Source organism: Roseateles sp., assembly GCF_039929605.1.
Taxonomy (GTDB): Bacteria; Pseudomonadota; Gammaproteobacteria; order Burkholderiales; family Burkholderiaceae_C; genus Pelomonas.
This window is the reverse complement of record NZ_JBDSQX010000040.1, coordinates 1-3,795: the sequence shown is the minus strand read 5'-3', so window position 1 is coordinate 3,795 and position 3,795 is coordinate 1. Positions and strand designations below refer to the sequence as shown.

Annotated in this window: 6 protein-coding genes and 1 pseudogene; all 7 read right to left on the bottom strand. The window is 67.9% G+C overall.

Features of this window, described 5'->3' with window-relative positions; genetic code table 11:
* Window positions 1–440 (bottom strand): enoyl-CoA hydratase-related protein (locus ABIS05_RS05720; RefSeq protein ID WP_348010409.1); only part of this gene is annotated, 440 nt, incomplete at its 3' end.
* A gap of 4 nt (window positions 441–444) precedes the next feature.
* Window positions 445–855 (bottom strand): PIN domain nuclease, encoded by a 411-nt coding sequence (locus ABIS05_RS05715; protein WP_348010408.1) that lies wholly within the window; start codon window positions 853–855, stop codon window positions 445–447.
* Window positions 842–1,162 carry a type II toxin-antitoxin system VapB family antitoxin gene (locus tag ABIS05_RS05710; protein WP_348010407.1) on the bottom strand — a complete coding sequence of 107 codons (321 nt, stop codon included), beginning with the start codon at window positions 1,160–1,162 and terminating at the stop codon, window positions 842–844. The genes ABIS05_RS05715 and ABIS05_RS05710 overlap by 14 nt, the downstream gene beginning before the upstream one ends.
* A gap of 59 nt (window positions 1,163–1,221) precedes the next feature.
* The gene (locus ABIS05_RS05705; RefSeq protein ID WP_348010406.1) at window positions 1,222–1,749 is read right to left on the bottom strand and encodes a GNAT family N-acetyltransferase; all 528 of its coding nucleotides are present in this window, start codon (window positions 1,747–1,749) and stop codon (window positions 1,222–1,224) included.
* Window positions 1,749–3,356: a carboxyl transferase domain-containing protein gene (locus ABIS05_RS05700; RefSeq protein WP_348010405.1), complete on the bottom strand. Its 1,608-nt coding sequence runs from the start codon at window positions 3,354–3,356 to the stop codon at window positions 1,749–1,751. The genes ABIS05_RS05705 and ABIS05_RS05700 overlap by 1 nt, the downstream gene beginning before the upstream one ends.
* A 52-nt stretch (window positions 3,357–3,408) precedes the next feature.
* On the bottom strand, window positions 3,409–3,621 hold the full coding sequence (locus ABIS05_RS05695; RefSeq protein WP_348063221.1) for a hypothetical protein: 213 nt from the start codon (window positions 3,619–3,621) through the stop codon (window positions 3,409–3,411).
* Window positions 3,622–3,676: 55 nt separating this feature from the next.
* A pseudogene (locus tag ABIS05_RS05690) lies at window positions 3,677–3,795 on the bottom strand (IS5/IS1182 family transposase); the annotation flags it as partial.

Genomic DNA, 3,795 nt, shown 5'->3' with positions numbered 1-3,795 from the left:
TAGGGCCCGATGGTGGCCGGCAGCAGCCCCAGCTTGGCCTCGCTGAGGCAGAAGCCCGCTGTGTCCACCGCCACGACGATGTCCGCACAGGCGACCAACCCCACCCCACCCGCATAGACGTCGCCCTGCACGCGCGCAATCACCGGCACTGGGCACGAGTAGATAGCCCACAGCATGTCGGCCAGCCGGGTGGCGTCGGCGTGGTTCTCGTCCCACGAGTAGCCGGCCATGGCTTTCATCCAGTTCAGGTCGGCGCCGGCGCAGAAGGCCTTGCCCTCGGCGGCGAGGACGATGACGCGCAGGTCGCTGCGGGCGCCGAACGTGGTGAAGGCGTCTGTGAGTTCCGCGATCAGCTCGGCGTTGAAGGCGTTGCGAACGTCGGGGCGGTTCAGCGTGATGCGGGCCGTGTGGCCTGCGATGGCGATGTGCAAGGCGGTCATGGCGTCAGTGGGCAAGGTGGGGCCAGGCTTGCAGGCCGAGGTGGTCCACGTAGGCTTCGTAATCGCGGTCACGGTGCAGCAGCGCGAAGCCGCGCTCAATGCAAAAGGTGGCGATCAGGCAGTCGATGCCGCTGCGGATCGTCAGTCCCAGGCGGCGCAGTTGTCGATATTGGTCGGCCGCGCTGAGGGCCAGGTCGGCCCCGCCGGTGGCCTCGGTGGGCAGGCCGGCGAACAGCGAGCGCGCGACGCGCAGATCGCTCTCGGCGCGAAAGCCGCGCAGCACCTCGAACAGCACCAGGTCGGGCACCACGAGCCGTGTCTGGCCGTCGTCCAGCAGGCGTGCGAGTGCGGCAGTGGCGCCGTTCTCGCGGCCTGCGAAGAGATCGATCCAGACGCCGCTGTCAACGACGACCATGGCTCTTGCCCCTCGCTGCCACCTTGGGCGCTGTCTTGGCCGCCGTCTTGCCAGCAACGGCGGGCTTGGCTCGATAAGCTGCCTCGGGTTCTGCCGCACGGACCATGTTGGGCTGGCCGTCCAGGCGCTGTTCGTGCTCGTCCCAGCCCCACTGCAGCTTGCCTTTCCATTTCAGGATTTCGCGGTAAGCGGCCTGCCGCTTCAACAGGGCCAGCCCGGCCTCCACGGCTTCCTTCTTGGTCTTGTACGGGCCGGCAGCCATCGCGGCGCTCATGAGCTCGTCGTCGATGTCAATGTTGGTGCGCATGATGTGTAGAACGTTGGGTAATGATGCGCATCGAGTGTATCAGTGCGCTGGCGTGGACGTCACGTGGGGTGGCGGGCGAGGCACTTGCACATCAGCACCGACGCATACGTCTTGCCCTGCCACTGCACGCCGCCCACCGCGACGTAGCCGCGCCGCTCGTAGCGGCGACGCAGGGCGAGGGCGGGCTCGGCGGTGTCCAGCGCCAGCTGCGCGAAGCCCTGCTCGCGCGCCCACGCCTCGGCGGCGTCGATCAGGCGCTCGCCCACGCCCAGCCCGCGACAGTCCGGGTGCACAGCCAGCTGCGACAGGATGGCCGTGTCGGGCGTTGTGTAGAGCGGCGGCGGTGGATCGGCGATGTAGGCCTCGTCAGCCCGCTTGGGGCCGCGCACGGCAACCGTGCCGACGAGGCGGCCGCCTAGCTCGGCGACGAAGCCCTGGGCGCCGGCCAGGCGGTCCCGCGTGACGTGGACGCTCTGGTCCACCGCCGTGAAGTTCCAGCCCTGGGCGGCGAGCGAGGCGTAGGACGCGTGCAGCAGCGCGGTCAGGTCGTCGAGCGAGTCCCTCGGCACCAGCGGGCGAATCAGCATCACATCCGGAACACGCCGAACTTCGTCTCCGGAATCGGCGCGTTCAACGACGCCGACAACCCCAGCGCCAGCACACGGCGCGTGTCGGCCGGGTCGATGACGCCGTCGTCCCACAGCCGGGCGGAGGCGTAGTAGGGGTGGCCCTGGTCCTCGTACTGCTGGCGCAGCGGCGCCTTGAAGGCTTCTTCCTCGTCGGCGCCCCAGGCACCGCCCTTGGCCTCGATGGCGTCGCGCTTGATGGTGCTCAGCACGCTGGCCGCCTGCTCGCCGCCCATCACGCTGATGCGCGCGTTGGGCCACATCCACAGGAAGCGTGGCGAGTAGGCGCGGCCGCACATGCCGTAGTTCCCGGCGCCAAAGCTGCCGCCGATGATGACGGTGAACTTCGGCACAGCAGCGCAGGCCACGGCCGTCACCATCTTGGCGCCGGCGCGGGCGATGCCGTCGTTCTCGTACTTGCGGCCGACCATGAAGCCGGTGATGTTCTGCAGGAAGACCAGCGGAATCTTGCGCTGGCAGCACAGCTCGATGAAGTGGGCGCCCTTGTTGGCGCTCTCGGCAAACAGGATGCCGTTGTTGGCGACGATGCCGACCGGCATGCCCTCGATGTGGGCGAAGCCGCAGACCAGCGTGGCGCCGTAGCGGGCCTTGAATTCATCGAACTCCGAGCCGTCGACGATGCGGGCGATGACCTCGCGGATGTCGAAGGGCTTGCGCGTGTCGGTGGGGATGACGCCGTGCAGCTCGGCCGGGTCGGACAGCGGTGCCCTGGCTTCCTGCATGGCCAGCGGGTTCGCCTTCGTCCAGTTCAGCCGTGCCACCGACTGCCGCGCGATGGCCAGCGCATGCGTGTCGTTGTTGGCGAGATGGTCGGCCACGCCGGAGAGGCGTGTGTGCACGTCGCCGCCACCCAGGTCCTCAGCCGTGACGACCTCGCCAGTCGCCGCCTTCACCAGCGGTGGGCCGCCCAGGAAAATCGTGCCCTGGTTCTTGACGATGATGGTCTCGTCGCTCATCGCCGGCACGTAGGCGCCGCCGGCCGTGCACGAGCCCATGACGACGGCGATCTGCGGAATGCCCGCCGCGCTCAAATTGGCCTGGTTGAAGAAGATGCGACCGAAGTGGTCGCGGTCGGGGACGACTTCGTCCTGGTTCGGCAGGTTGGCGCCGCCGCTGTCGACGAGATAGATGCAGGGCAGGCGGTTCTGCGCCGCCACCTCTTGCGCGCGCAGATGCTTCTTGACGGTGATCGGGTAGTAGGTGCCGCCCTTCACCGTCGCGTCATTGCACACGACAACGCACTCCACGCCAGACACGCGGCCGATGCCGGCGATGACGCCGCCGCCCGGCGCCGCGTTGTCGTAAAGGTTGAGGCCCGCCAGCGGCGCCAGCTCCAGGAAGGGCGTGCCCGGGTCCAGCAGCATCTCCACGCGGTCACGTGGCAGCAGCTTGCCGCGCGCGGTGTGCTTGGCGCGGGCAGCGTCGCCGCCGCCTTGGGCGATCTTGGCGAGCTTGGCGTTCAGGTCGGCGATCAGGCCACGCATCGCGTCGGCGTTGGCCTTGAAGTCGGCCGAGCGTGGGTTGAGCTGGGTGTTCAGAACCGGCATGGGGTCTCCTCGGGTCTTGTGTTTGTGGCCGTGGCGCTTGTGGCGCCGGGCCTCATCGGGTCAGCGATTGGATCAGCACGGTCTCGCACAGCTTGAACAGCAGCCAGGCTGCCATTGCGCCAACGCACGAGATCAGCAGCTCCAGCAACTGCCGCAGCCCGCCGTCCTGCAGGCCTTGCCAGCCATTCTCGGAGAGGAAGGCGGCGTTGCTGCTCACCAGTCGCACCAGGTCCAGCGTCAGCAGGCCGAAGGCCATGAAGCTCAAGGTCATCAGACCAAAACAGGCCCAGCGGTGCCGGCGCAGCCACATGACTAAGAGCCTATCCGTAAATAATGTTTATTGTCAGCGGCACCTTGCGGAACGCGATGATCGCTGCGGCGATGTGGTTGAGCGCGAGGAAGCTGCGATCGAGTTTCTCGTATCGCACGAGCAGCTTGC

Coding starts and splice junctions, on each gene's coding strand:
- ABIS05_RS05715 (WP_348010408.1), bottom strand. CDS start 855: ATGGTCGTCGTTGACAGCGGCGTCTGGATCGATCTCTTCGCAGGCCGC.
- ABIS05_RS05710 (WP_348010407.1), bottom strand. CDS start 1,162: ATGCGCACCAACATTGACATCGACGACGAGCTCATGAGCGCCGCGATG.
- ABIS05_RS05705 (WP_348010406.1), bottom strand. CDS start 1,749: ATGCTGATTCGCCCGCTGGTGCCGAGGGACTCGCTCGACGACCTGACC.
- ABIS05_RS05700 (WP_348010405.1), bottom strand. CDS start 3,356: ATGCCGGTTCTGAACACCCAGCTCAACCCACGCTCGGCCGACTTCAAG.